Here is a 25,653-nt window from a genome sequence, read left to right on the forward strand (position 1 = left end):
ACGACAGGATAGAAGCCAAATGACGACCTTACCCTTGATGCCAAAAGCAACCGCTGTGTGGCTGATCGAAAAGACCGCGCTCAGCTTTGAACAGATTGCCGCTTTTTGTGGGATGCACCCGCTGGAAGTGCAGGCCATTGCCGATGGTGAAGTCGCTCAGGGCATTGTTGGCTATGACCCCATTGCCAACCACCAGCTTGCACTGGAAGAAATCCGCCGTTGCGAGGCAACCCCCACCGCACGGCTTAAAATTCTGGCGACAAACAACCCCGTGCGCCGCCGCTCCAAGGGTGCGCGCTACACACCTGTTGCCAAACGCCATGACCGCCCCGATGGTATTGCCTTCCTGCTGCGCAACTACCCGCAACTGAGCGAACAGCAGATTGTTAAGCTGCTGGGCACCACCAAGGACACCATTGCTAAAGTGCGTGACAAGCAGCACTGGAACACGCCCAACATCAAACCGCGTGACCCGGTGACCGTGGGCCTGTGCAGCCAGACGGACCTGAACGCCGCCGTAGCCGACGCCAATGCCCGGCTTGAGCGTGAAGGGGCGTAAATTCCCATGCCCGCACTGGATGCGGGCGATCTTGATTTTTCTGCTGAATAAAATTTTTCCGGTTCAGTCTGCCGCGTGTGAATACGCGGCAGACTGAACCGCGCTGCGTTTTTTAGCCCGCCAGCCGTTCTATTTCTTCCTTGATCCTGAGCTTTTGCAGCTTCAGGCACATCAGAACACGCTCGTCCGGTCTGGGCCTACCCCCTTCGGATGCAATTTTCTGGTCAATATGGGAATGGCGGTGTTTGAGAGACTCTATCCTTGCTAGGCGCGCCATGGCTGCCTCCATTCGGTTAGTGACTCTTTTACGCTAGCGTACAGGCGGCCAAAAATTTCATGCTAATTTCATATTCCACCGCATACCGATATGCGCTGTGCACATGGAACTTTTTCAAGTTTGCGCAAGCTGGCTCCGCAATGCATGGTTGGTAAAGCGCACCATAAATGCGACAACGGAGTAATCCGATTGAATGCACGAGTCAGATGCACACAGGGAGAACCAGCGCCATGATGCAAGACCGCGAGTCACTACTGGGGCAACTTCTTGAACTGCGAAGCGAGCATCGTGATCTGGATACGGTCATCAACAGAATGACCGTCGAGACAACCTTTATCGACCAGTTGTACCTTCAGCGGCTCAAAAAACGGAAATTACTGCTCAAAGACCGCATAACACGGGTTGAAAGCCAACTGATACCCGACAATATTGCCTGACTTTGCAACAGGACCAGCACTAGCAAGACCGGATACCCTACCCCTGTGAACACGACAGCCCCCCAGACCACCACCTCCAACGCAGCAGACAACAGCGCGGCAGCCAGCCCCCTCAAGGTTGGCATTATCATGGGGAGCCAGTCCGACTGGGAAACCATGCGCCATGCCGACGCCATTCTGAACGAGCTGGAAATCCCGCACGAGACCCGCATTGTATCCGCCCACCGCACACCGGACAGGCTGGCGGACTATGCCCGCACGGCGGCGGAGCGGGGATTGTCTGTTATTATCGCAGGTGCTGGGGGAGCGGCACACCTGCCAGGCATGTGTGCGGCATGGACCCGCCTGCCCGTGCTGGGCGTACCTGTAGAATCCCGCACGCTCAAAGGCATGGACAGCCTTCTCTCCATTGTGCAGATGCCCGGCGGTGTGCCGGTTGGCACGCTGGCCATCGGGTCCGCTGGCGCCAAGAACGCGGCACTGCTGGCGGCCTCAATTCTGGCTTTGCAGAACCCGGATCTGGCCGCACGGCTTGAGGCATGGCGCGCGGTACAGACTGCATCGGTCGCCGACACACCCGTGACAGAAAACGAATGACCCATACACACGCAGCCCTTGCCCCCAACGCTGTTATTGGCATTGTGGGCGGGGGGCAGCTTGGCCGCATGTCTGCTGTTGCAGCCTCCCGGCTGGGCTATAAAACCCATATTCTCACGCAGGATGCGCACGGCCCCGCAGCACAGGTTTGCAGCGCCATTACTCTTGGCGCGTATGATGACCCCGATGCACTGGACGCTTTTGCCAAGGCTGTTGATGTTGTCACGTTCGAGTTTGAGAACATAAGTGCGGACGCGCTGGACCGGCTGAACAGGCACTGCCCCGTACGTCCATCTGACCATATCCTGCGCATTAGTCAGGACCGGTTGGCGGAAAAGACTTTTCTGGCCTCCGCCGATGTGCCTCTGGCACCGTGGCATGCGGTTACGGACCATGCCTCCCTGCTCGAAGCGGCAGCCCAGCTTGGCTTCCCGCTTATTCTCAAGACAACCCGCAACGGATACGACGGCAAAGGCCAGCGCCGCGTTTATACCGAGGCTGAACTGGACGAAGCGTTTGCCGCACTGGCCCCGCACCCGCTGGTGGCCGAAGGTATGGTCGATTTTGCCTGCGAACTCAGCGTTATGGTCGCCCGCGGCACGGACGGCACAATCCGGTGCTTTGACACGGTTCTGAACCACCACTGGCACGGCATTCTGGACCTGACACTAGCCCCCGCCCCCGTGCCGGACGACGTAGCGCTTGAAGCGGGCCGACTGGCCGCCCTTATTGCCGAACAGTTTGATCTGGTCGGCATTATGGGGGTGGAAATGTTCCTTGTGCGTGATGGCTCGCTGATGGTGAACGAAGTCGCCCCCCGGCCACACAATTCAGGCCACTGGACAATGGATGCCTGCGCGCAGGACCAGTTTGACATGCACATCCGTGCTGTTGCGGGCCTGCCCCTGCCCCATGCCGCCCGCCATTCGGACGCGGTGATGAAAAATCTGGTAGGACCGGAAGATATGGCTCTATGGCCCGCCATTGTGGCCTATCCGGGCCATATCCCCCACCTGTACGGTAAAAAAGACGCGCGCGTGGGGCGCAAGATGGGGCACGTGAACATTCTGTTCCCCTACGGCGCTCTTCCGGGTGACTGGGGCATACAGGCCGCCCTTGGCCCCTTGGCCACCAAATGCGCAGCCCCTTCCCCCGTAGACGAAGACTGACAAACCACATCACCCTGAGCATGAGGAATATGGCCTAGAGTAGCCCTGCCTCCTTCATGCTCAGGACCTGCTCCTTGCCTACAATCAGGTGGTCCGCCACATGCAGGCCCACAATCCGGGCCGCGGCAATGATCTGCCCGGTCATGCTTATATCCTCGGCTGAGGGCGTTGCATCCCCGCTGGGGTGATTATGCACCAGCACAAAACTACCAGCCCGCAGGGCCAGCGCGCGCCGCACAATCTCACGCGGGTACACGGGGGCATGGTCCACCGTACCGCGCCCCATGACCTCATCCGCCACAAGCCGGTTTGCCGTGTCCAGAAACAGCACACGCATCTGCTCGGTTTTATCACGCGCCATAAGGGCCAACAGATAGGCGTTCAGGGCGGGGCGTTCGCACAGAACACTCCCCCGCATCAATCGGGCACGATACAGGCGGAATATACTTTCCAGCGCAAGAATCAGCAGCACACGTACAGATTCGGGGAGCAGCCGCACACTCCCCTCCTGCTGGCTTGCTGCCAGCAGGAGGGCGGACAGGGTTCCATATTCCGCAACAAGAGCGACCGCCTGCTCTCTGGCAGGAATGTCCGCCATGCCCGCAGCCCCAAGCAGGGCGGCAAGGCAGTGCTGGTCATCCGCCCCCACCTGTTCCAGCTTTGCCACGGGCCAGATCTGCGCCAACCCGTCCTGCGGTGCAATAAAAAAGGCGGCACCATCGGCAACGCCGGGCTGGGTTGGGGGGCTGCTCACCAGTCTGGCGCCATCTGGCGTGCGCTTGCCCATACCTCCGGCCCGATCACCAGATGGTCATGCAGGCTGACCGCCAGCAGCGGAGCAGACTGGCGCATGGCCGCAACAAATGGCGCACTGCTCTGGAGAAGAGCGCGTACATCCTGCCCCTGTTCGGCCAGATACACGGTTACAACCGCGCAGGACTGCACCTCCAGCGCACGTTGCAAAATATGGGCGACGCTCTGGCGCACTGCTTCTGCTTCTGCTTCTGCTTCTGGCCCACAGGTTGGCCGCACCAGTTGCTCATCCACCAGCAGGCTATTGCGGCTATCCAACAGCAGCATGCGCATTTGCGGACGCTCCACCACCTTTAAAGCCGTGTTGCAATACTGCAAAAGACTGTCCCAATCGCCTAAATAGGTACGCTCGCCACTCCTGTCCTGCACCAGACATGCCGCAACATGGGGTAATTGCGTGCATAATGCTGCTGCGCCGCGTGGCATACCCGCCCCATGCAGCGCATCAGGCGTGGACTCGAGCACGCCGGAAAAAGACCCAAACTGGTTGATCAGGCTTTTGGCCAATGGCTTTGTATCGCGCCGGGGCACCGCGTAGAACAGCAGCATCTCCAGCAGTTCATAATCAGCCAGCGCGCCCGCACCATGGGCCAGCACCCTTTGGCGCATACGCTTGCGGTGCCCCACAGGCCCGGTGGAGGCAAAAACGGTATCTCCCTCCTGAGTGGAAGGTCTGCGGTCTGGCGGCATCTTTGTTTTCGCCATCCTATTGCTCCGATTGGCCTGAGGCGGACATCACTATATAAGGGAATGGTGACCACATTCGAGCCCCCTTCTCATCCCGCCTCCCACGCCGCCCCCCAAAGCGGTTCCTCCTACCTTGCGCGCCTTAATCCGGAGCAACGCGCGGCCATTGAGACAACAGATGGTCCGCTGCTGGTTCTGGCTGGCGCAGGTACGGGCAAAACACGTGTACTAACCACACGCTTTGCCCATATCCTGCTGACCGAGCGCGCCAAGCCGTGGCAGATACTGACGGTAACCTTTACCAACAAAGCAGCGCGGGAAATGCGCGAACGCGTGGCCACGCTCCTTGGCTCTCCAGCCGAGGGGCTCTGGCTTGGCACCTTCCATGCCCTGTGCGCGCGCATGCTCCGCCGCCATGCCGAATATGTGGGACTGACCCAGAACTTTACCATTCTGGATACGGACGACCAGTTGCGCCTGCTCAAACAGGTTATGGAACCGTGGCAGATCGATACCAAACGCTGGCCCGCACCCGGCCTGCTCGGGGTTATCCAGCGCTGGAAAGACCGGGGGCTAACACCAGCGCGCGTAACCCCTTCGGAAGATACGGATTTTGCCAACAACCACGCCCGCGCCATTTACGAGGCGTATCAGGCCCGTCTGATACAACTGAACGCCTGCGACTTTGGCGACCTGATGCTCCATGTGACCGAAATCCTGCGCACCCGCCCCGATGTGCTGGCCCAGTACCACCGCCTGTTCCGCTACATTCTGGTTGATGAGTATCAGGACACCAATACCGTGCAGTATCTGTGGCTGCGGCTGCTGGCCAAACAGGCGGATGGCACGGCCAACATCTGCTGCGTGGGGGATGATGACCAGTCCATCTACTCATGGCGCGGGGCGGAAGTTGAAAACATTCTGCGGTTTGAAAAAGATTTCCCCGGGGCCCAGATTGTCCGGCTGGAACGCAACTACCGCTCAACCCGCCACATTCTGGGGGCTGCGGCAGGGCTGATCGCCCATAATGGGGAACGGCTGGGCAAAACCCTGCGCTCGGGGCGGGACGACCCATCGGACGGGGAAAAAGTGCTGGTAACCGGCGTATGGGATTCCGATGCCGAAGCCCGCAGCGTGTGCGACATGGCCGAAAAGCTGTACCACAAGGGCCAGTCGTTAGCGGAAATGGCCATTCTGGTCCGCGCGGGCTTTCAGACCCGTGCGTTTGAGGAACGGCTTGTGCAGACCGGCCTGCCCTACCGCATTGTTGGCGGTGTGCGCTTTTACGAGCGGGCGGAAATCCGCGATGCTCTGGCCTATATGCGCGTGGTCAGCCAGCCTGCGGATGATCTGGCGTTTGAGCGGATCATCAACGTACCCAAACGCGGTGTTGGCCCCGCCAGCATGCAAAAACTGCGCGAGGCCGCCCGCTTTGCCGGAACACCTGTGAGCGTTGCGACCGAGACCATGCTCAGCACAGGCCAGCTCAAGGGCAAAATGGCCGACCAGCTCCGCACACTGATCAACGCCCTGAACACCACGCGCGACATTCTGGGGCGCGAAGGCCACGTTCTGGCAGTTGAACACCTGCTGGAAGAAAGCGGGTACCTGGAAATGTGGCGGCTCGACCGTTCGCCCGAAGCGCCTGGACGGCTGGAAAATCTGAAGGAACTGGTGCGCGCACTGGCAGATTTTGGCACGCTGGGTGAGTTTTTGGAGCATGTGTCCCTTGTCATGGAGACGGACGAGAAAGCACAGGACGCCAAACTGTCGATCATGACGCTCCATGGCGCCAAGGGGCTGGAGTTTGACACGGTGTTTCTGCCCGGCTGGGAGGAAGGTGTTTTTCCCTCCCAGCGCACGCTGGATGAAGGCGGTTTAAAGGGGCTGGAGGAGGAGCGCAGGCTGGCCTATGTGGGCATTACGCGCGCGCGCAAACAGGCCCTGATCTACCATGCCGGAAGCAGGCGCATTTATGCCAACTGGCAGCCCTCCATGCCCAGCCGCTTTCTGGACGAGTTGCCTGACGAGCATGTGACCCGCAAAAACGAAGGGGGCGCTACCCGCCGCAGCCTGTTTGCGGAGGAGAGCCTGTTTGACAACGGCCCCGTTGTAGCCCGCCGCAAACGCACCCCCGAGGCCGAACCCGCCTTTGCTCTTGGTCAGCAGGTCCGCCACCCCCGCTTTGGCGTGGGCATAGTGATTGCGGCTGACCGCAACCATCTGGAAATCGCGTTTGAAGACGCGGGAACAAAACGACTTCTTTCCTCCTTTATCGAGAAATTATAATGGCCCCTCCGACCCGCCGCCACGCAACCAGCCTGGAAACCATTTCCGTCACCGTGCCAGAAGCGGCCGTGGAATCGTACGAAAACGCAATAGGCAGCGTTTGCACCACCGTTGGTATTTTTGAAGCCAACCCAGAAGGCACCCAGTGGCGGGTTGAAGGCGTAAAAGACTCTGGCCACATGGAGGACGAACTCGCACTTGCCCTTATGCTGGCCGAGTTGACCAGTGGCGTGTCCGCCTCCCTCGAACGTGCCGCAACCGAGGCCGAAGGCTGGCTGGCCCGCACGTATGAGGCTTTTCCCGAACAACAGGTTGGCAAGCGCTTTGTGGTGCGTGGCACGCATCTGCCTGATGCCACCGAAGCCACCCGTATTGTCCTCACGCTGGATGCGGGCGTTGCCTTTGGCTCGGGCGAACATGGGTCTACCCGTGGGTGCCTGCGCGCGCTGGAGCGCATAGCCCACCGCCACCCGCGCCGTATTCTGGACCTTGGGTGCGGCACGGGTATTCTGGCCATGGCTGCGGCCGCCCTTTTGCACCAGAAGGTGCTGGCAGTGGATATCGAGCCATGGTCTGTCCGTGTTTCCGCCCAGAACGCGCGGCGTAACCGGCTGAACCGGGCACTCACCTGCCGACTGGGCAATGGCTGGCAGACCCCCGCCATCCGCAAAAATGCACCGTATGATCTGGTGTTCGCCAACATTCTCGCCCGCCCGCTGTGCCTTATGGCCAAGGATCTGGCGCAGGCACTGGCCCCCGGTGGCACGGTTATTCTGGCAGGCCTGTTGCAGACACAGGTGCGTATGGTGCTGGCCGCCCACCGCAGGCAGGGGCTGGTGCTTGAGCAGGTCCTGACCGAAGGAGACTGGGCAACCCTTATTCTGCGCCGCCCGGCTGGTTATTTTTCAGCCTGATATTGTGCGGCATGTTCAAGCAGGCTCGCCCGAGCCTGCCTTCCGCCTGACCATTCCCCCCATCCACCACCATTTTGCGGAGTAGTACCTTGGCCTCCTTATCCATGAGCAGACTGACCTCCCTTCGCACCCTGTTGCGCCAGAACGGGCTGGATGGGCTGATTATTCCGCATGGTGATGAGTTTTTGGGCGAATACACGCCTGCCTGCGCCCAAAGGCTGGCATGGATAAGCGGCTTTACCGGCAGTGCAGGCACCGCCATTGTGCTGGCAGACAAGGCGGCTGTTTTTTCCGACGGGCGCTACATTACGCAAATGGACCAGCAGGTGGATGGCGCATGCTGGGAGCGCGTGCATGGTGGGCAGGTCCCCCCTGCCACATGGCTGGGCAGCAACACCCACCCCGGTGCCACCATTGGCTACGACCCACGCATTATGAGTGCCGCCGAACTGGCCCCCTACCTGCAACAGGACCAGTTGTGCCTGACCCCCACACCCCATAATCTGGTCGACACCCTGTGGCTGGACCGCCCCGCCCTGCCCGCTGGCCCCGCTTTTGTGCATCCTTTGCAGTATGCGGGGGAGAGTGCTGCCAGCAAACGCACCCGCATTGCCCATGACCTGCGCGCGCTGGGGCAGGACGCTGCGATTATAAGCGATTCCGCCTCCATTGCCTGGCTGCTCAACATACGTGGGGCGGATATTCCCTGCACCCCCGTGGTGCTGGCCTTTGCCATTATCCATGCAGACGCAGGCGTTGACCTGATTATTCAGCCAGACAAAATTCCGGCCGATGTCCGCTCGTGGCTGGGTGCGGATGTGCATGTGCAGGCACCCGATGCGCTGGAGCAGGTTCTGGCCACACTGGCAGGCCGCACCGTAGGCGTGGACCCGGCCAGCAATGCCGTATGGTTTACGCAAGCGCTGGGCCACCACAACGCAACCGTTGCCCCCACCCCAGACCCATGCCTGCTACCCAAAGCCTGCAAAAACGCGGTGGAACAGCAGGGCATGCGCGCAGCCCACCTGCGCGACGGCGTTGCCCTGTGCCGCTTTTTGCACTGGATGGACACACACGCCACCACCACAACCGAACTGGACGCGGCCAGACAACTGACCGCCTTCCGGCGTGAGGCAGCCGAGTATGTAGAAGACTCGTTTACAGCCATTTCGGGGGCCGGGCCCAACGGGGCGGTGATCCATTACAGTGTGACCGAGCAGAGCAACCGCGCCATAGCCCCCGATGAGGTGTACCTGATCGACAGTGGCGGCCAGTACCCCGATGGCACAACCGATGTGACCCGCACCCTCTGGAGTGGTCCAAACGTAGCCCCCGCAGCACTCAAGGCCGCCTTTACCCGCGTGCTCAAAGGTAATCTGCGCCTTGGCCATGCACGCTTTCCCACCGGCACCAAGGGCCATGCGCTGGACGCGCTCGCACGGTACGACCTGTGGCAGGCCGGGCTGGATTTTGACCATGGGACCGGCCACGGCGTTGGCAGTTTTCTTTCCGTGCATGAAGGTCCGGTCCGTATTTCCAAGGCCACATCCACCATTGCGTTGCAGGCGGGTATGGTCCTGTCCAACGAGCCGGGTTTTTACCTGCTCGGTGCTTACGGTATCCGTCTGGAAACCCTTGTTCTGGTCCGCCCGGCCACGCAGGCAGACTCCACGCGGGCCTTTTTGGAATTTGAAACCCTGACTCTGGCCCCCTTCGACCGCCGCCTGATAGACCCGGCCCTTCTGGGGGAAACAGATACCGCCCTGCTGGATAGCTACCATGCAGAAATCTTGCAGCAGATTGGCCCATATCTGCCTGCGGATGCACAAAAATGGCTGCAAACGGCCTGTGCGCCTCTCAATAAGGCGTGATAGCAGGCATTTGCCACCAATGGTCACGTAAATGGGAATCGCCTGTATGCGCAAAGAAGCGCAGAACAGGCACCGAAGTTGAAAGGGAGCTTCTCAGAATGACAGCACATAGCAAGACCATTCCCGCCACACTTATTCCCGGTGATGGCATTGGCCCTGAAATTGTTGAATCGGTTATAGAAATTCTGGACGCGGTTGAGGCCCCGTTTGTATGGGACCGTCAACTGGCCGGCATGGCTGGTGTAGATGCGGTTAACGACCCACTGCCCAAGCAGACCATTGAGAGCATCCGCCGTACGGGCCTTGCCCTTAAAGGCCCGCTGACCACACCTGTTGGGGGTGGCTTTAAGTCCATCAATGTGACGCTCCGGCAGGAATTCGGCCTGTTCGCCAACCTGCGTCCCACCAAGACCATTGTGCCCGGTGGCCGGTTTGATGACATTGACCTCGTTCTCTTCCGTGAGAACCTGGAAGGCTACTATGCCGCCATGGAGCATTACATTCCCGTGGGTGAAGACCCCAAGGGTATTGCTCTAAGCTCCGGCTTTACCTCCCGCGCGGAATGCCGCCGGATTGTCAAATACGCCTTTGATTATGCCGTGAAGAACAACCGCAAGACGGTTACGATCGTGCATAAGGCCAACATTCTCAAGCTGCTGACCGGACTTTTCCTTGAGGAAGGCCGTAAGGTTGCCGAAGAATACAAAGGCCGCATCGCCTTTAACGAACGGATTGTGGACGCCTGCGCCATGCAGCTTGTCATCAACCCGTGGCAGTTTGACGTGGTTGTCACCACCAACCTGTTCGGCGACATCCTGTCCGACCTGACCGCTGGTCTGGTGGGTGGTCTGGGTATGGCCCCGGGTGCGAACATTGGCGAAAAAGCCGCTGTGTTTGAAGCCGTCCATGGCTCCGCGCCAGACATTGCAGGCAAAGGCATTGCCAACCCGCTGGCCCTGCTGCTGGCTGCGGTTATGATGCTGCGCCACGTTGGCCACGAAAAGCAGGCCGACCGGATTGACGCCGCGATCAAAAAAGTGATCACCGAAGGTGGCGTCCGCACCAAGGATCTGGGCGGCAACGCCACATCCAAGGAACTGACGGCAGCCCTTAAGCAGGGTCTGGCCTAAGTTACGGGGCACTCTTCCGCCACTGGCCAGCCCAGTAGCGGAGGATGACCACAAGGGGGTGCTCTGGCATCCCCTTTTTTTATGGCAGGTCCACGGGCTGGGCACAGGCCAGCAGCCTAAGGCTGACCAGTGCGTGCTCAAAAATTTCCTGCTGTTGTGGGGGCATCTGCGCCACCTGCCGGTCGAGCCAGCGCGCGGTTACGGCGGCCTGACGGGTCACTACCGCGCCATCATCCTGCTCCCAGTGCCGCAAAAATGCCCGGAGTGCCTGCTGCACACTATGTGGCGTGGTTGGAGCCAGTGCCAGTTCACGCAGCAGAATAACATGCATGCCACTGACCATGCCCGAGAACTGCTGGCGCGCAAAAGCATTGCGCTGCGGGAGCGGAATGCCCTGCGCGTTGCGTACAATACGCACCAGACTATCCGCATTGCCGGACAGCCACTGATAAACCGATACGCTGTTATTGGCGGAGGCCAGATCCTGCAACTGCCTGCTGGTCCAACGTGCCGTGCGCAGCATGTGGGAGTCTGGCCGGAAGGGCAGAACCGTGCGGTATGTCCACCCGGCTACCAGCACCGCCCCCAAAAATGCGAGTGACGTATTGAGGAAAGAGACCTCGTCATACCGTCCCTGATTATTTGGCCCCATAAGGACAGGCAGAAACATATTGAACGAAAAAGCATAACCCGCCGTAGCCGGGTTGCGCGCGGCAAGCCCGCCTATAACCATGGGCACCATGAGTAGCAACACCAGCAGTTCTGGCGTGCTGAGCGCTGGCAGAACCAGCGTGACGTACACACCCGCCACCAGCACGCACCACACAGCCCCCCGAAAAAATGGTGCCGAGGCCACAACCGGGTTCTCCCGCGTGGCCAGCAGACCATACACAAGAGCCAGAAGCGACATAAAGGTCGGCCCCGCAGGCCATGCCGTGACTTCCCACAACAGCCAGCCAACCAGAATACCCGCGCACGCTCGCACGCCGTTTTCCACCGCCTCCAGCGTATGCCTGCGCGAGCGGATACGAAACCGGAAGCGATCGCCCCGCCTATGGGTCAGGCAGGCATCCACATGCTGCGTAACTGTCCGCTCATCCTTGCGGATGGAAGGCGGCACCTTTTGTGCTGGCAACAGCTTAAGGGTTGCCAGCCCTTCCGCCCGCGCCAGCATGACCAGTAACCCCGCCAGTGCGGCGCGGGCGTGATCGGCCATGTGACCATAACCACCGGCCTCCAGCGCATCGTACTCAATACGGCTGCCTGCGGTTGTTAGTTCGCTTAGCAGCGGGCTCTGGTCCAGCTCTGTTGTCGGGTGGCCTTCCACCAGACAGGCCACGCGCCTGCGCACCAGCGCCTGCGCATCGTCCAACCGCATTTGCAGCCGGGCACGCGCGCGGGCCTGCAAGCCGGGCATGAACAAAAGGGCCAGCAGCGCCTCGCACACAACACCCAGCACAATATATGTGCCGCGCGACATGGCGATGTCGAACACCTGATCGGGCTGCATAATGGCCCCCGTGGCCACAATGGCGGAGGTAAATCCGGTCAGAACCAGCCCGTAGGCTTTGTACCCTTCCAAAAACGTGGCCATGCCGCAGCACAGGCCAATCCAGCAGGCCAGCACACCAAAAAACAGGGCAGGACTTTGTGGAAAAGCCGCAATAAGCCCCACAGCCACGCAGCACCCCAGAACCGTACCTGCAATGCGCCACCGCGCCTTGGACAGGCTCTCCCCGCGGGAGGACTGGGCAACCACCCACACGGTCAGTGGTGCCCACTGGGGGCTATCCAGCTCCATGGCCATGGCGATCACAAGCGACAACCCGGCGGCAAGAGCCGAACGCACGGCAAAAGCCACATCCCCCCATGATGGAGCGACAAGCCACTTCAGCTTACCTGCCCATCGCAAAAGGAGCGCCTGCCACATGGCAGACAGGGGCACGCCCCCCCACCGGTGGACGTCTGGCATGCCTGCGTCTGGGTCCATATTGCTCATGGTGTGTTGTACTCAGCCAACCGGAAAAACCGCACGATGTTCAGCTTGCCCGTATAAGTCCAAGCGTTTATTCTGATCACATCATAAGCAAAACTTATAATGAACCCGCATTAGACTAAGCGGTATAAATATCGTCCAGTTCCAGACTGGTGGAAACATGCCACAATCGGGTCAGCAGCGCCGTGGAATTGGGCTGGTTCAGCCGCAGCACCCCAACCTCTGGCGCAGGCGACGGGTCCAGCCTGCGGATCTGTAGTGGGCCCATAAACCCCATACGCTCCGGCAGGGCGGACACAGGCATAATACCAGCAACCTTGCCCGCCATAATTTCCACATGCAGCAGTTCCAGCACGTTGGTCTCAAGCATAACGCGCGGTGTAACCCCTGCGTGCGCAAAACAGGCATCCACCAGTTGCCTGCTCCGCATATTGCGGTTGAGCAGGCCCAACGGTAGTGCCGCCGCCTGCTCCCACCCGCACTCCCGCCCCGCAGGCAGCGGAATGGATGGAGCCGCAATAAGCACATACTGCTCGGCATACAGACGCTGGACCTCAAACGGTCCGTCCTTGGGAACCTGATCCAGATACATCAGCCCCAGTTGAATACGCTGCTCCCTGAGTTGGTGCAGAATTTCGGCATTGGGATAAACGGTGACCTCAACCTGCAAGGCCGGTACGGCGCTACGGAAATGCTCCAGCAGCAATGGCACAACCTGCACCCCCTGCGGCATAACGCCAATGGAGACAAACCCGCCTGCCACATCCTGCGCAAAGGCGGCCTCCTGCCGCAGACTGTCCAGATCAGCCAGCGTCTGGCGTGCCCAGATCAGCACACGCTGGCCTTCCTCCGTCAGCCCGAAAAACCGGCGGTTGCGATTGATGATGGTAATACCCAGCTCGTTTTCCAACTGCCGGACTGCGGAGGAAAGAGCAGGCTGGGACACACCACATGCCTGTGCCGCGCGTGAAAAATGGCGGTGCTGGTCCAGTGCGATCAGGTAGCTGAGTTGGCGCAAAAACACCTGTGCGATGCCCCTTTACCCAAAATAATGCAGCGGTCCGCAGCCCTGCCCCCGCCCGCACTCACCAGCCGCCACACTGGTGCTGCACCAATACGGCACAAACCTGCAATAATGCGGCCTTAGCCGATTTCAATCCCGATCTGTTTGATATCGTGGAACTTGATATCCGGGTTCTGATCCTCTGTCCGGCGCATCATAAAGTTCGAAGTCGCCAGAAAAACCGGGTCATCATCCAGATCATCCGCCATGGCCGAACGATTGGATGCGGTAAATGCCTCAATTTTATCCCGCGAGCCGGTTATCCAGCGCGCAAGGGAGAAAGGTGTGGAATCAAAACCGATACCAACGCCATATTCCGCCCGTAAACGGGCCTGCAACACATCAAGCTGGAGCGTACCCACCACCCCCACAATGGGAGGTGACCCATCCTGAGGGCGGAAAAGCTGGACCACGCCCTCCTCCGCCAGTTGCACCAGCGCCTGTTTGAGCTTTTTGGCCTTCATGGCGTCATCCAGCCGGACACGGCGCAGAATTTCGGGCGCAAAATAAGGCACGCCTGTAAAGCGGATGTCCTCGCCTTCGGTCAGGGTATCGCCAATACGCAGGGTACCGTGGTTGGGAATACCCACCACATCGCCAGCAAAGGCCTCTTCTGCCAGATGCCGGTCCTGCGCAAAAAAGAACTGGGGTGTATGCACCGCAAAGCTTTTGCCCGTGCGGGTGTGCTTAAGGCGCATACCCCGCGTAAGACGGCCTGAGCATATCCGGGCAAAGGCAATACGGTCGCGGTGGTTGGGGTCCATGTTGGCTTGAATTTTGAACACCAGCGCCGTCATACCCGGTTCATCCGCCGTTACCGTGCGGCTTTCGGCAGCCTGCGCACGGGGGGATGGACCAAACGCCACCAGCGCGTCCAAAAGGTCGGTCACGCCTATTTCCTTGATCGCACTCCCAAAAAAGACCGGGGTCAGATGGCCTGCATCAAAGGATTCGCGGTCAAACTCCGGCAGGGCGGCCTCGGCCAGCTCCAGCTCCTCGCGCATGTGCACAAGCCGGTCGTCGTCCTCGGGCAGCGGAGTTAGCGTGTTCAGCTTGCCGTTCAGCAGATCATACGTGCCGATAAAGGTTGCGGCCCGGCCAACCGGCCATGTGGCGGGGCATGTATCGAGTGCAAGGGAAGATGCAATTTCGTCGAGCAGGGCAAAGGGGTCCTGTGCCTCGCGGTCCATCTTGTTGATGAAGGTGACGATGGGAATATCGCGCAGGCGGCAGATTTCGAACAGTTTGCGTGTCCGGTCTTCTATGCCTTTGGCGGCGTCGATCACCATGACCGCCGAATCCACTGCTGTCAGGGTTCGGTAGGTATCTTCCGAAAAGTCTTCATGGCCCGGCGTGTCGAGCAGGTTGAACACGCACCCGCCGTAGTCAAACGTCATGACAGAACTGACAACGGAAATCCCGCGATCACGCTCAATGGCCATCCAGTCCGACCGTGTGCGGCGGCGTTCGCCCTTGGCCCGCACGTTACCCGCCAGCTGAATGGCACCACCGGCACGCAGAATGCGCTCGGTCAGTGTGGTTTTACCGGCATCGGGGTGCGAGATGATCGCAAACGTACGACGGCGGATAATTTCCTTACCCAGTTCAGGATTGGCGGTATCAGACATAAATCAGTTCCGGGGCTTCTGGCATGAATAAAAACGGCAAACGCCGGATGGAGAGTAACCCCTCCACCCGGCGTCCACAGGTCGAACCGGAGTTCCCGATTAACGGGAGTAGAATTCGACCACCAGGTTCGGTTCCATCTGCACCGGATACGGCACATCGGAAAGCTGCGGGCCACGCAGGAACGTGCCCTTCATCTGGCGATGATCTACTTCCATGTATTCCGGCACGTCACGCTCGGCGGACTGGGTTGCATCCAGAACGATGGCGAGCTGCTTGGACTTTTCGCGCACTTCGATCACGTCACCATCCTTAACGATGTAGGACGGGATGTTCAGCTTGCGGCCGTTGACCAGAATGTGGCCATGGCTGATGAACTGACGTGCGGCAAACGGCGTGATCGCGAACTTCATGCGGTAGATGACCGCGTCCAGACGACGTTCGAGCAGGTTGATCAGGTTTTCAGACGTATCGCCCTTGCGACGCACGGCTTCCTGATAGTAACGGCGGAACTGCTTTTCCGTGATGTTGCCGTAGTAGCCCTTGAGCTTCTGCTTGGCCATCAGCTGGACAGAGAAGTCGGAAGGCTTGCCCTTGCGGCGCTGACCGTGCTGACCCGGACCGTATTCACGACGGTTAACGGGGGACTTTGCACGGCCCCACAGGTTTACGCCAAGGCGGCGGTTGATTTTGTACTTGCTCTCAAGGCGCTTGCTCATAGTGCGCTCTTCATCTCTCAACAGGCAGGCTGGGAGAAACAGCCCGTCATTACACCGGTAGTCTCCGTCCACCACGGATCGGAGCGGGCGCATACCGCATTACCAGCAAAAAGGCGCTGGCCGGTCTGTCCACATTCCCGGCAATGGTCGCAGGATTTACGAGAACGTCGCCCACCTGTCAACAAAAGCCACGCAGGTGGTGCGGATTACTGGCGTGTGCCCCTGTTTTTGCTTTGTATTAATGGGTGGCAACATACTATCAGATCATCACTCTCTTCCTCTGATATGCAAGGATGAACTCCATGCCATTTGCACACAAATGGGCCCTCTTCGTCGGATTGGGCATTGCACTGGTCATACTGGGCTTTGTGGCCTGTATTGACGCTGTGTCCGTAACACTCGCCAGCACCATGTTTATTGGTGGCCTGCTTATTTTTGCCGGGATCATGCAGGGCGTACATGCCCTTGCGGTCAAGGACTGGGGCGGATTCCTGTTTTCCCTGCTCTGTGGCGGGCTTTATATTATTGCCGGTGCGCTGCTGATCAAGGAACCAGTCTCTGGCTCCGTGGCCATTACGGTTTTTGCCTCGGTCTGTTTTGTTGTGGTTGGCGTTCTGCGCTCGGTTATGGCGCTGCAATACCGTGGCCTGCCGGGCTGGGGCATTATTCTGGGCAGCGGGCTGATCAGCCTTGTGGTGGGCGTGTGCCTGTACCTCAGCCTGCCGTGGTCCGGCCTGTGGCTGATTGGTACCTTTATTGCCGTGGAACTGATTGCAAGCGGCATTGGCTGGGTACAGTTCGGCCTTGCCCTGCGCCAGAGCAACCTGCGCTAAAGGCATAGCGCAGGCACCATAGCGGCAGGCCGGGAGACGTTACTCCTGACCTGCCTCTTTGCCCGAACCCTCACCAGCATCGGGCTTTTCGGGCGGCATAAGGGCCAGCACATCCGTCTCGGGTGAGAGCAGTGCCCTTGCGGCCAGACCATCCTCATCCATGGCCGCTATTTTCTGCCTTGGCAGGAGAGATGTCGGACGTTCGCCCGCCTCGCGCTTACGCAGAATGGTTTCGATATTCTGCATCACCACCGGGTAGTCATCGACCAGACGGCGGAAGCGTGACGCCTTGATGGCCATAAAGTGCCCGAACTGCACCGCACGCACGTTGCCAACGCACCGCCAGCCGTGCAGAGCCTCCTGCGCGCCCAGCAGGTCCCCTGCGCCGTACAGTTCATCCACACCCGCTATATGCGCCTCCACCAGCCCAGCGCTGATGAAGTAGACGTAGCGCATCTTTTGCCCCTTGCGGCACAGCAGCTCCTGCGGCGCCACAAACCGCAGAGATGTGGTGGTGGCCAGATCATGCAACTCCGCGCCGGGCAGGCCCTTGAACACCGCCGCATTTTTAATCCGGTCTTCAATTCCGCTACGCAGGTCAAAGCTCAACCGCTTGTTCAGCCTGTGCCTGCGCCGCTCCAGTTCCTTGAGCAATTCGCGGTTCAGTTCATCACTGATCAGGGATTCCGCGAGCAGGGTATCGTATTCCTCCCCTTCCAGACGGAGAGATATCTGGCGGAAGATGCGGTTTTCCAGCGCCTCGGCATAGCCATGGTAGTGCAGGCGCAGGGTTTCCAGCGCCTCATCAAGCAGTTTACGCTGGCGCGAGAGCACCTCGGCCACAATTTCCCCAATACGGCTACCCAGCGTGGGTTCCAGCCGCTCGCGCATGAAGCGGGTCAGCGAGATGGAAATAAAATGCGCCACCATCAGCATTTCAAACCGTTCGGCCATGCACAGCATTAACGGCCTGTCCCAGTGCAGGTAATTATGGATCCACTGCGCCAGATCAAACCGGAAGGATGGGCTGAGCCGCCGCCGGAGAGCCCGCACATAGCCCAGACGGCCTTCCAGCCTTGCTCCATCAATAGCGGCTTCGGATGAGCGCAGCAGGGTTTCCATCACCCGGCGGGACAACCCCTGCATACGGAACAGGTCCAGCAGCAAAGAGCGTTCCTGACTGGCAATGGTGATCAGGGCAAGGTTGACGCGCTGAGTGTCAGACAAAGCCTGATCGAACACATTGGCGGCCTGCTCCTCCTCCGAGCGGCGTTCGATCTGGTCCAGAACCGGGCGCGTGGCATCCGCGCTAAAGCCTAGTTCGCCCCCCAGTTCCTCCGCCCGTTCGCGCACATTGCCCAGACCAATGCCCAGAACCTGATGCCGCATGGCCTCATCAATGGGAGAAAGCTGGTCAAGTTTCAAAAACAGAACAAGCGAGCGCAGGGTGGTGCCATTGACCAGCAGGGTAATCAGAACAAACCCTGTGGCGATGATCCCAATAAAATGAGCAATTGGTGTAGCCACATGTTCGTTTTCGGTAACCGCCAGCGCTAGAGCCAGCGTAATGGCCCCACGCAACCCGCCCCACACCATGGTAACCTTGAACGGCGTTGGCACGGGGGGGGAAAGACGCGACCACGCCAGAAGCGGCAACATGCCAAACACCACGGCGGCACGCGCGGTCAGCCCGGCCACACTTGCAATCAGGATCAGGACCCAGTCCCAGCGGGTCATGCCCACCAGCAGGTGCGGCACCAGCATGGAGGCGAGCACAAACACCAGTGACCCCGCCCAGAACACCAGTTGCTGCCAGAGCTGGTTAAGGAACAGCCACGTTTGGGGCCGCACGGTGGATGGCCCGTAAACCGAGAGCGTCAGCCCCGCAGCAGCCGTCGCCACCACACCGGATACGCCCAGAAATTCGTCCGAAATAATATAGACAACATAAGGCAGTGCGACGCTGAGCGTAATTTCAGCCGCGGAACTGCCAATGGCCGACATCATGGCCAGCGTCAGCCGACCACACAGCACCCCGACCACCAGCGCCCCCACGAAGGACACGACGAACGAGACAACCGCCTCCCCCGGATGAATGGCGCGGTGGAGTGTGACCGAAGGCAACAGGATGGAAAAAATGGAAATGGCGGCCGCATCATTCAGCAGCGCTTCCCCCTCCACCAGTCGGGTCAGGCGGGTGGAGGCTCCGATATCGCGGAAAATCCCGGCCACGGCGGACGGGTCCGTGGTCGCCACAATGGAGCCAAGCAGCAGGCAGACCACCAGTGGCATGCCCGCAAACGGCATAAGGGCAAAACCGATCAGGGCGGTGGACAGGGCCACAGCCACCACGGCCAGCAGCAGAACGGTTGCCGCCTCATGCGCCAGACGGCGTACATCAATAGCCAGAGCGCCCTGAAAAACCAGCACAGGCAGAAATATAAGCAGGAACGACTCACTGCTTATGGGAAAATCAAGCAGGGTTTCTGCTATGCCGCTCAGAGCGGAAGCATAGGATGTCCGCAGCGCAAAATCCGCCAGAGAGCCGATAATAATACCCACAATGGCCAGCAGAACGGTCTCGGACAGTTCAAGCTTGCGGGCAATCGGCTGCACCGCGCTCACCACGACCAGAAGGAGCGCAATAACAAGTAGTATCGCAGCCAGACCTGTTACCGCCATACCCATGCCCCTCTTTGCCAAAACCTGTCTGAATTCCACCCTTGCTAACACAATGATAAGGCAAGGAAATGGCAGACTCTGCTCTCTGGCTCCGCTTTTAACAGGCCCGAGGCAACCATGCCACACCTGCAAGCACAGGTCTGGAACATGCAGGCAGCGCATAACTGCCTGTTTTACGGAACCTGCTGAACACACAAGGCATGACCGCAAACCACACAGGGCAAGACTTTTCGGGCGGGAAGATTGGGAGTATGCTCCCACGCATGAAAAAACTGATGTGCTCCCGACCTCAGCTTGCCATGCTTGTGTTTATTCTCACAGGACTTTCGGCCTGTGCTGAAGACCCGCATGCGCATTATTACCATCCGCACAGCCACAAAGGGCAGGCCGCCCCCGACTGGTACAGACCACCAGCAACACCACAGAACACCTTCCAGTATAAAAATTCCAAGAATTTTTATACAAAAAAGGCTGTTGGGGCTCAGGAAGGCCTACAGTATGACCGATAAAGATAAAACGGAAAAAGTTGTTCGTCTGGCCATTATTGCCGGGGCGATCATGGTTGGCATTATTGTTCTGACCTCCATGTATTCCGGCTTTGCCGCCCTTATGACCGGCCAACCCATGCCCGGGCAGCCCGCCCAGACCATGGGGCCGAATGAGACCCATTAAAAAACGACCTTTTTACACGCAGCGGGTGGGCAGCCTGCTGGCCTGCCTGCTGACCTGCCACCCCATTGTGGCAGTCTGCGCGGGCCTTGCCCCACTGCCCCAGCCCGAACATGGCGGGGGCACTCTGCGGCTGGTAGCGGCCGCTTCTGGCGGTACGCTGGACCCCCAGATCAACTACACAGGCAAATACATCAATCTTTTTGCCAATGTGTATGATGGGCTGACCACCTTTAACAAAGTCACAGGCCCTGCGGGCAAGGAGGTTGTGCCCGATCTGGCCGAATCCCTGCCCGCTCCGCAGGATGGGGGGCTGACCTATACCTTTACCCTGCGCCCCAACATCCTGTTCTCCAACGGTCAGCCCGTGACCACGGCAGATGTTGTGGCCTCTTTCCAACGGCTTTTTCGGATTGGCGCGCCAACGGCGGGGTCTTTTTATGGTGCCATCATAGGTGCAGATGCCTGCCTGCGCACACCCGCGCACTGCACACTCGACCATGGCATAGAGGTAGACGCCCCCAACAGGCGCATAACCTTCCATCTGACACACCCGGATGCAGAGTTCCTGCAAAAGCTTGCCTTTACCCACGCCGTTATTCTGCCCGCCAGCACCCCCGACCATGATACGGGCAATACCCCCCTACCCGGCACCGGCCCTTACACGCTGGAAGCCTACGACCCCAGCAACTTCCTCCACCTTGCCCGCAACCCCGCCTTCCATGAGTGGAACCCGCAGGCACAACCCGCAGGTTACCCGGACCGGATCGAATATACCTTTGGCATACCAGAGGAAGCCGCCGTAACAGCCGTGGAGAACGGGCAATACGACTGGATGGCCGATACCATTCCCCTTGACCGGCTGGGCGAACTGGGCAGCCACTTTGCCGGGCAAACGCATGTCATGCGCCACCCTTCGCTCTATTTTTTAGCATGAACATGCACGAAGCCCCTTTTACAGACATAAGGGTGCGTCAGGCGGTCAATTACGCGCTCAACCGCAAGGCACTGGTTATTCTGTACGGCGGGCCGGGTATTGCGCGCCCACTCTGCGGCCTTATCCCTTCCGCTTTAGGGGTTGAGGGCCAGACCTGCCCCTACACGCGCGCGGCATCCCCTACAGCACCAGCACAACAATGGTCCGCGCCAGACATGCAGGCTGCCCGTAATCTGGTACGTGCCAGCGGCACAATGGGGCAAAAGATCACTCTGGTTGTCGCCAGTTCCAGCGCCGACATGGCCATGGGCGTCTGGGTCCGCGACATGTTGCAAAACCTTGGATATCAGGCGGTTTTACGCCCGATTAGCAGCAGCCTGCAATTGCCCTACATCCAGAACACCGACAACCATGTGCAAATAGCGCTCACTAGCTGGTCCGCCGATTATCCTTCCGCCTCCAACTTTGTAGACGCACTGTTTGGCTGTGAGAATTTTCATCCCCATTCCGACAGTTCCATCAACATTCCCGGCTTTTGCGACCCGCAGGCTCAAGCCATCATGGACCGTGCCAGAACGGATACCAGCCTGAGCGCAATGCAGCGCGACCAGTTCTGGGTGGACGCCAACAGACTGATCATGGCGCAGGCCCCCGCAGCCCCCATGATTGAAAAAGACAATGTGGTGCTGACGTCCGCCCGCGTTCGGAACTTTTTTTATACCGAGGTCAACCAACTCCTGTTCTCTCAGGTCTGGTTGCACTAACAGCAGGGCCAATCGGGGTTATCCACAGAATCTGTGGATGAAATGCAGGACAAGTCTGGAATGATTGCGGGATAACACCCGCTAACAGTTTATTCCGCGCCAAGCCGCCTGAGTGCCCGCGCCCTGATCTGCTCGGGTAGGGGCACATAATCAAGCTGCTGGGTAACGGTTGCGCCGTCCACCAGCCCCCAACGGAAAAACCGGCGCACGGCATCCCCCTGATTATCGGCAGTGGCTGTGGCAGGGAGCAGCACATACGTGGTGGTGATAATGGGCCAGCTCTGCGCACCGTCCACATCGCTCAGTGCTGCGGTCAGGTCTGCCTCGTCCCACTGGGCGGCCTGGGCGGCCTGGGCAAAACTGCTGGCCGACGGGCTGACAAAAAACCCTGCGTGGTTCTGCATCTGCACAAGGGCCAGATGGTTGCGCTCGGCATAGGCGTATTCAAGGTAGCCAATACTGCCTGCGGTATTCTGCACATAGGCTGCAATGCCATCATTCCCGCGCGCACCCGCACCTGCTGGCCATGCAACGGATGTGCCCTTACCCACGCCCTCCTTCCACTGCGGCGAAACATGGGCGAGGTAGTCTGTAAAAACATAGGTCGTGCCCGAACCATCCGCCCGGTGCAAAGGTGCTATCACCTGATCGGGTAGATGCAGGTCGGGGTTAAGGGCTGCGATCCGGGCATCGTTCCACTGCGTTATGGACCCCGCATAAATATCGGCCAGAACTGGACCGCTCAGGCGCAAGGCTCCATTGGCAATACCGGGCACATTGGCCGTAATGACCACGCCGCCAATAGCCGTGGGCACCTGCACAAGCTTGCCAGCCTCCAGCCGTGCATGGACCATGGGGGCGTCAGACGCTCCGAAGTCCACCGTGCCAGCCAGAATCTGGTTCTGCCCAGCCCCCGACCCTATGGTCTGGTAATTGACCCGCACATCCACGCCAGAGGGAGCGGCGGCCGACCATGCCTGATACAGCGGCGCGGCAAAGCTGGAGCCTGCCCCCGTAATGCTTTCCGCCCGCGCGGCATGCGGCAGGGTAAACCCACCGCACAGGAGCAGGGCGGCAAAACCGGCTTTAACCCAACAACGCATATGGGTGAGGTGGGAATATGCCATGATCTGCTCCTTTTGCCGCCATCTCCTGCCTTTAGCGCAGGACCGCACCCGTTGCCTTGCTGACAGCGGCCACAATACGCTCGGACACTGCCTCGAGTTCAGCATCCGTCAGACTTTTATCGGTAGGCTGGAGGGTCACTTCCATCCCCACCGAGCGCATGCCTTCCGCCACATGCTGACCGGTATAGATGTCAAACAGGCTGACATCGGCCACAAGCTGGCGGTCGGCTCCACGCACGGCGCGCAACACGCTTTCCACTGGAATATCCTGCGCGAGCACAAACGCAAAATCGCGCCGCACAGGCTGGAAGGCGGAAAGGACCGGCGCGCTTTTCTTCTTCTTTTTGGGTTGTGGCACACCTTCCACAAACACTTCAAACGCCACAACTGGCACATCAATCCCCGCAGCCTGAAGCACGGAGGGGTGCAGTTCGCCAAAATACGCCAGAATGTTCTTTGGCCCCTGCCGCAGCACACCGGAGCGGCCCGGATGGTACCATGCGGGCGCATCCGCCGTGGTGGTTATGGCATCGAGATTAACCCCGAACTGGCGCAGCAGTTCAAGCGCATCGGCCTTGGCCGCCCAAAGCGAAACCGCATTGCTGGGCACACCGGGGTAACGCTGGGTATGGCCCGAGCGTACACCTGCGGCCAGTGTCTGCTGCGCGGCCTCGGCAAAGGCCGGACCAATTTCAAACAGTCCGATATCTCCCCACCCGCGCACACTGTTGTGCCGGATTGCCGCGACCAGATTGACCAGCGGTGTCGGCCGCATCTGGTCCAGATCGGAAGCAATGGGGTTGAGCAGACGCAGGCTTTCTGGCGCGCCACCAAAATGCATGGCCTCCTCGTGCGAAACAAACGAGAAGCCTACCGTCTCCGTTAGCCCACGGGCCGCCAGCACACGGCGCGCCAGCGCAAAACGGGCCTGCGCGGGCGTAAGCGATGCACCCGGCACCACGCTGATGGGCGGCAGAGGCACGGCCGGCACCGCATCCAGCCCTTTAAGCCGCAGGACCTCTTCCACCAGATCGCTCTCCGCCTCAATCGTGGCCACGCCCTGTGCGGCACAGGCCGCCACATCGGCGGGCAGGTCCCTGCCCTGTGACAGGACGGGAGCCTGCGCCACATCATTGCGCCATGATGGCACGCCGAGTTCGACCTGAGTTTCAGAGCGCGCATGCACCTCAAAACCCAGCTTTTCCAGCAGGGCCACGCTCTCATCGGCTGGCACGTCCAGCCCGCCAAGGTCACGCACCCGGTCAAAGCGCAAAGTTGCGTTGCGCTGCCATGCGGGTTGCTGCCCGGCGGAGACGACCTCGCTCGCTTCCCCCCCGCACAGTTCAACAATCATGCGGGTTGCGGCCTCAAGGGCTGCCACGGGTAGCGCCTGATCCACACCGCGCTCAAACCGGTAGCTGGAATCGGACGACAGGCCGAGCCTGCGGCTGCTCAGCGCCACACGCACGGGGTCAAACAGCGCGCATTCCACAAACACATCAGTCGTGGCTTCGGTCGCGCCCGTGCCGTCCCCGCCCATGATCCCGGCAAGGGACTGCACGCCGTTCTGATCGGCAATCACGCAGTCTTCCGCTGTTACGGTGCAGTCCTGCCCATCGAGCGTGCGGAAGGTCTCGCCCTCGCCCCGGCACAGGGTCAGCCTGCCGCCCGCAATCTTGTTCGCATCGAACACATGCAGCGGACGACCGAGGTCGAAGCAGAAATAATTGGTAATATCGACCAGTGTGGAAATGGAGCGCAGGCCAATGCTTTCCAGCCTGTTGCGCAGCCAGTCCGGGCTGGGGCCATTCCTGACCCCACGAATGGTCCGCCCCAGCACCCACGGACACGCCTCGGGGTAGGTAATGGCCCATTCCACGGGGGAGGCAAACGTACCCTCCACCGTTTCGGCCAGCCATGGGCGCAGTGTGCCAAGACCTGCCGCGGCCAGATCGCGCGCAATGCCGCGCACACCCAGTGCATCACCCCGGTTGGGGGTAATGGCAATGTCGATCACAACATCATCCAGCCCGGCAAAGTCGGGGTAGGACTGGCCAGGCAGTGTGTCGGCGGGCAGTTCGGCAATGCCGCTGGTTTCCTCACCCAGCCCCAGTTCGCGCAGGGAGCACAACATGCCCCCACTCAGCTCACCCCGGACCTTGCCCGCCTTGATGGTAATATCCAGCCCCGGCACATAAGCGCCCGGCGGAGCAAAAATAACCGCCAGATCCTTGCGCGCATTGGGGGCACCGCACACAACCTGTACGTCCGAAAAACCCGGACCCGCATCCACCCGGCAAACCTGCAACCGGTCCGCGTTGGGGTGGGGCTGGGCGTCCAGAATACGGGCGGTCAGGAAGGGTTCAAGGGCAGCACCCTTGTTCTCGACACTTTCCACCTCCAGACCGATCTGGTTGAGCATGGCGCAGATTTCGGCCAGCGTTGCCTGGGTTTCCAGATGGTCATACAACCATGACAGCGTGAATTTCATACT

23 protein-coding genes are annotated in these 25,653 nt (G+C 59.9%); 13 read left to right on the forward strand and 10 right to left on the reverse strand.

The genetic code is table 11. From position 1 onward, the window contains the following. Positions 1 to 19 precede the first annotated feature (19 nt). A complete protein-coding gene (locus tag GOB86_RS01025) occupies positions 20 to 559 on the forward strand; it encodes a DUF1013 domain-containing protein (protein ID WP_165990538.1) in 540 nt (179 codons plus the stop codon). 112 nt (positions 560 to 671) lie between these two features. Here GOB86_RS01025 and GOB86_RS01030 read toward each other — a convergent pair whose 3' ends face one another. Next, positions 672 to 836 carry a YdcH family protein gene (locus GOB86_RS01030; protein ID WP_086646044.1) on the reverse strand — a complete coding sequence of 55 codons (165 nt, stop codon included), beginning with the start codon at positions 834 to 836 and terminating at the stop codon, positions 672 to 674. Positions 837 to 1,066: 230 nt separating this feature from the next. Between GOB86_RS01030 and GOB86_RS01035 the strand changes: the two genes are divergently transcribed. Genes GOB86_RS01035 through GOB86_RS01045 form a run of 3 tightly spaced genes read left to right on the forward strand, consistent with a single transcriptional unit; the run spans position 1,067 to position 3,039 of the window. Next, complete coding sequence (locus GOB86_RS01035) at positions 1,067 to 1,273, forward strand: YdcH family protein (protein WP_165990719.1); 207 nt, start codon at positions 1,067 to 1,069, stop codon at positions 1,271 to 1,273. A 45-nt stretch (positions 1,274 to 1,318) separates the two neighbouring features. Continuing rightward, positions 1,319 to 1,870 (forward strand): 5-(carboxyamino)imidazole ribonucleotide mutase, encoded by a 552-nt coding sequence (gene purE, locus GOB86_RS01040; RefSeq protein ID WP_338421499.1) that lies wholly within the window; start codon positions 1,319 to 1,321, stop codon positions 1,868 to 1,870. After that, positions 1,867 to 3,039, forward strand: coding sequence for a 5-(carboxyamino)imidazole ribonucleotide synthase (locus GOB86_RS01045; RefSeq protein ID WP_165990539.1), 1,173 nt, complete (start codon positions 1,867 to 1,869; stop codon positions 3,037 to 3,039). Before purE ends, GOB86_RS01045 begins: the two co-directional genes overlap by 4 nt. Before the next feature lie 34 nt (positions 3,040 to 3,073). On the opposite strand, the gene GOB86_RS01050 is transcribed toward GOB86_RS01045, so the two are convergent. Both GOB86_RS01050 and GOB86_RS01055 read right to left on the reverse strand, forming a co-directional pair. Beyond that, positions 3,074 to 3,793 carry a RadC family protein gene (locus GOB86_RS01050; RefSeq protein ID WP_165990540.1) on the reverse strand — a complete coding sequence of 240 codons (720 nt, stop codon included), beginning with the start codon at positions 3,791 to 3,793 and terminating at the stop codon, positions 3,074 to 3,076. Continuing rightward, entirely contained in the window at positions 3,790 to 4,557 is a 768-nt protein-coding gene (locus tag GOB86_RS01055; RefSeq protein ID WP_165990541.1) for a JAB domain-containing protein, read from the reverse strand. The genes GOB86_RS01050 and GOB86_RS01055 overlap by 4 nt, the downstream gene beginning before the upstream one ends. Positions 4,558 to 4,602: 45 nt before the next feature. Here GOB86_RS01055 and GOB86_RS01060 point away from each other — a divergent pair, with 45 nt between their 5' ends. The 4 genes from GOB86_RS01060 to GOB86_RS01075 all read left to right on the forward strand — a co-directional run bounded on the left by GOB86_RS01060 (position 4,603) and on the right by GOB86_RS01075 (position 10,743). Further along, entirely contained in the window at positions 4,603 to 6,828 is a 2,226-nt protein-coding gene (locus GOB86_RS01060; RefSeq protein WP_165990542.1) for an ATP-dependent helicase, read from the forward strand. Then, positions 6,828 to 7,742, forward strand: a complete 915-nt coding sequence (locus tag GOB86_RS01065) for a 50S ribosomal protein L11 methyltransferase (RefSeq protein ID WP_165990543.1) — start codon at positions 6,828 to 6,830, stop codon at positions 7,740 to 7,742. Before GOB86_RS01060 ends, GOB86_RS01065 begins: the two co-directional genes overlap by 1 nt. A gap of 89 nt (positions 7,743 to 7,831) precedes the next feature. After that, positions 7,832 to 9,613, forward strand: coding sequence for an aminopeptidase P family protein (locus tag GOB86_RS01070; RefSeq protein ID WP_194301004.1), 1,782 nt, complete (start codon positions 7,832 to 7,834; stop codon positions 9,611 to 9,613). Between the two features lie 98 nt (positions 9,614 to 9,711). Further along, positions 9,712 to 10,743, forward strand: coding sequence for an isocitrate/isopropylmalate dehydrogenase family protein (locus GOB86_RS01075; protein WP_165990545.1), 1,032 nt, complete (start codon positions 9,712 to 9,714; stop codon positions 10,741 to 10,743). Positions 10,744 to 10,822: 79 nt separating this feature from the next. Here the strand turns inward: GOB86_RS01075 and GOB86_RS01080 are convergent, their stop codons facing one another. The 4 genes from GOB86_RS01080 to rpsD form a co-directional block, all read right to left on the reverse strand. Further along, positions 10,823 to 12,742, reverse strand: a complete 1,920-nt coding sequence (locus tag GOB86_RS01080; RefSeq protein WP_165990546.1) for an FUSC family protein — start codon at positions 12,740 to 12,742, stop codon at positions 10,823 to 10,825. A gap of 115 nt (positions 12,743 to 12,857) precedes the next feature. Continuing rightward, a complete protein-coding gene (locus GOB86_RS01085; protein ID WP_165990547.1) occupies positions 12,858 to 13,763 on the reverse strand; it encodes a LysR substrate-binding domain-containing protein in 906 nt (301 codons plus the stop codon). Between the two features lie 119 nt (positions 13,764 to 13,882). Further along, positions 13,883 to 15,430, reverse strand: coding sequence for a peptide chain release factor 3 (locus tag GOB86_RS01090; protein WP_165990548.1), 1,548 nt, complete (start codon positions 15,428 to 15,430; stop codon positions 13,883 to 13,885). 99 nt (positions 15,431 to 15,529) lie between these two features. Beyond that, complete coding sequence (rpsD, locus tag GOB86_RS01095; RefSeq protein ID WP_025824941.1) at positions 15,530 to 16,147, reverse strand: 30S ribosomal protein S4; 618 nt, start codon at positions 16,145 to 16,147, stop codon at positions 15,530 to 15,532. Between the two features lie 302 nt (positions 16,148 to 16,449). Here rpsD and GOB86_RS01100 point away from each other — a divergent pair, with 302 nt between their 5' ends. Continuing rightward, positions 16,450 to 16,980: an HdeD family acid-resistance protein gene (locus tag GOB86_RS01100; protein WP_165990549.1), complete on the forward strand. Its 531-nt coding sequence runs from the start codon at positions 16,450 to 16,452 to the stop codon at positions 16,978 to 16,980. Positions 16,981 to 17,019: 39 nt separating this feature from the next. On the opposite strand, the gene GOB86_RS01105 is transcribed toward GOB86_RS01100, so the two are convergent. Beyond that, entirely contained in the window at positions 17,020 to 19,662 is a 2,643-nt protein-coding gene (locus GOB86_RS01105; RefSeq protein WP_165990550.1) for a cation:proton antiporter, read from the reverse strand. Positions 19,663 to 19,925: 263 nt separating this feature from the next. On the opposite strand from GOB86_RS01105, the gene GOB86_RS01110 reads away from it, so the two are divergent. Genes GOB86_RS01110 through GOB86_RS16685 form a run of 4 tightly spaced genes read left to right on the forward strand, consistent with a single transcriptional unit; the run spans position 19,926 to position 22,032 of the window. Beyond that, positions 19,926 to 20,171, forward strand: coding sequence for a hypothetical protein (locus tag GOB86_RS01110; protein WP_165990551.1), 246 nt, complete (start codon positions 19,926 to 19,928; stop codon positions 20,169 to 20,171). Beyond that, positions 20,161 to 20,334: a hypothetical protein gene (locus tag GOB86_RS01115; protein ID WP_165990552.1), complete on the forward strand. Its 174-nt coding sequence runs from the start codon at positions 20,161 to 20,163 to the stop codon at positions 20,332 to 20,334. The genes GOB86_RS01110 and GOB86_RS01115 overlap by 11 nt, the downstream gene beginning before the upstream one ends. Next, entirely contained in the window at positions 20,321 to 21,268 is a 948-nt protein-coding gene (locus GOB86_RS16680; protein ID WP_253543628.1) for an ABC transporter substrate-binding protein, read from the forward strand. The genes GOB86_RS01115 and GOB86_RS16680 overlap by 14 nt, the downstream gene beginning before the upstream one ends. 2 nt (positions 21,269 to 21,270) lie before the next feature. Next, the gene (locus GOB86_RS16685) at positions 21,271 to 22,032 is read left to right on the forward strand and encodes an ABC transporter substrate-binding protein (RefSeq protein ID WP_253543630.1); all 762 of its coding nucleotides are present in this window, start codon (positions 21,271 to 21,273) and stop codon (positions 22,030 to 22,032) included. An 89-nt stretch (positions 22,033 to 22,121) separates the two neighbouring features. Here the strand turns inward: GOB86_RS16685 and pstS are convergent, their stop codons facing one another. Beyond that, on the reverse strand, positions 22,122 to 23,159 hold the full coding sequence (gene pstS, locus GOB86_RS01125; RefSeq protein ID WP_242012374.1) for a phosphate ABC transporter substrate-binding protein PstS: 1,038 nt from the start codon (positions 23,157 to 23,159) through the stop codon (positions 22,122 to 22,124). Positions 23,160 to 23,190: 31 nt separating this feature from the next. Beyond that, the gene (pheT, locus tag GOB86_RS01130) at positions 23,191 to 25,650 is read right to left on the reverse strand and encodes a phenylalanine--tRNA ligase subunit beta (protein ID WP_165990553.1); all 2,460 of its coding nucleotides are present in this window, start codon (positions 25,648 to 25,650) and stop codon (positions 23,191 to 23,193) included. Positions 25,651 to 25,653: the final 3 nt, after the last annotated feature.

Source organism: Acetobacter lambici (assembly GCF_011516885.1).
Classification (GTDB): domain Bacteria; phylum Pseudomonadota; class Alphaproteobacteria; order Acetobacterales; family Acetobacteraceae; genus Acetobacter; species Acetobacter lambici.